This is a genomic window from Arthrobacter nitrophenolicus (assembly GCF_000332815.1).
Taxonomy (GTDB): Bacteria; Actinomycetota; Actinomycetes; order Actinomycetales; family Micrococcaceae; genus Arthrobacter; species Arthrobacter nitrophenolicus.
On the sequence record NZ_AOFD01000112.1, the window covers coordinates 1 to 1,782 of the forward strand.

1 pseudogene is annotated in these 1,782 nt (G+C 65.0%); it reads left to right on the plus strand.

Going from position 1 to position 1,782, the window contains the following annotated elements:
* Nucleotides 1-1,779: pseudogene (locus tag G205_RS20305) on the plus strand (FAD-dependent oxidoreductase); the annotation flags it as partial.
* Nucleotides 1,780-1,782: the final 3 nt, after the last annotated feature.

Consider the following 1,782-nt stretch of genomic DNA (forward strand, 5'->3'; position numbering starts at 1 on the left):
AAAGAACGAGCTCCCGAACGGGGCCCGGCTGCCCATCCTGCGCCACCAGGACCAGGACCTCTACTACCGCGAACACGGCGACCGGTACGGCATCGGCTCCTACGCCCACAAACCCATGCCCGTGGACCTCGACGAACTCGGCACCTTCAAGCCGGACGAGATCAGCGAACACAACATGCCCTCCCGGCTGGACTTCACCCTCGAAGACTTCCTGCCCGCCTGGGAAGCGACCAAGCAGCTGCTGCCCGCCCTGCACGAAGCCGAGATCGAGGACGGCTTCAACGGGATCTTCTCCTTCACCCCCGACGGCGGCTCCCTCGTGGGCGAATCCAAAGAACTCGACGGGTTCTACGTCGCCGAAGCCGTCTGGGTCACCCACTCCGCAGGCATCGCCCGCGCCGTCGCCGAACTCCTCACCGAAGGCAAGTCCTCCATCGACCTCGGCGACTGCGACATCCACCGCTTCGAAGACGTCCAACTCACTCCCGAATACGTCAGTGAAACCTCGCAGCAGAACTTCGTCGAAATCTACGACGTCCTGCACCCGCTGCAGCCCAAACTTTCCCCCCGCAACCTGCGCGTGTCCCCGTTCCATGCCCGGCACAAGCAGCTCGGCGGGGTCTTCCTCGAAGGCGGCGGCTGGGAACGCCCGTACTGGTTCGAAGCGAACGCAGACCTCCTCAAGGAGATGCCAGCAGAGTGGCAGCCGCCGGCCCGGGATGCCTGGTCCGGGATGTTCAGCTCCCCGATCGCCGCGGCCGAAGCGTGGAAAACCCGTACCGCCGTCGCCATGTATGACATGACCCCGCTCAAACGCCTCGAAGTTTCCGGGCCCGGAGCCCAGAAACTCCTGCAGGAACTGACCACCGCGGACATGACCAAAAAGCCCGGCGCCGTCACCTACACCCTGCTGCTGGACCACGCCGGCGGGATCCGCAGCGACATCACCGTCGCCCGCCTGAATGAGGACACCTTCCAGCTCGGCGCCAACGGCAACATCGACACCGCCTACTTCGACCGCGCCGCCCGCCACCAAACCAACAACGGCGGCCCGGCCGATTGGGTCCAGGTCCGCGACACCACCGGCGGGACCTGCTGCATCGGCCTCTGGGGCCCCTCGCCCGCGACGTCGTCGCCACGGTCAGCAACGACGACTTCACCAACGACGGCCTCAAATACTTCCGCTCCAAGCAAGTCGTCATCGGCGGCGTGCCCGTCACCGCGATGCGCCTGTCCTACGTCGGCGAACTCGGCTGGGAACTCTACACCAGCGCCGAAAACGGCCAACGCCTCTGGGACACCCTCTTCAAAGCAGGCCAACCCTTTGGGATCATCGCCGCCGGCCGCGCAGCATTCAGCTCCCTCCGCCTCGAAAAGGGCTACCGCTCCTGGGGCACCGACATGACCACCGAACACGACCCCTACGAGGCCGGCCTCGGCTTCGCCGTCAAAATGGCCAAAGACAACTTCGTCGGAAAAGCAGCCCTCGAAGGCCGCACCGAAGAGAACTCCGCACGCCGCCTGCGCTGCCTCACCATCAACGACGGCCGCTCCATCGTCCTCGGCAAAGAACCCGTGTTCTACAAAAACCAGCCCCTCGGCTACATCACCAGCGCCGCCTACGGCTACACCATCCAAAAACCCATCGCCTACGCCTACCTCCCATCCACCGTCAACATCGGCGACGCCGTCGAAATCGAATACTTCGGCCGCCGCATCCCCGCCACCATCACCCAAGACCCCCTCTACGACCCCACCATGACCAGGCTCCGGGGCTAAGCC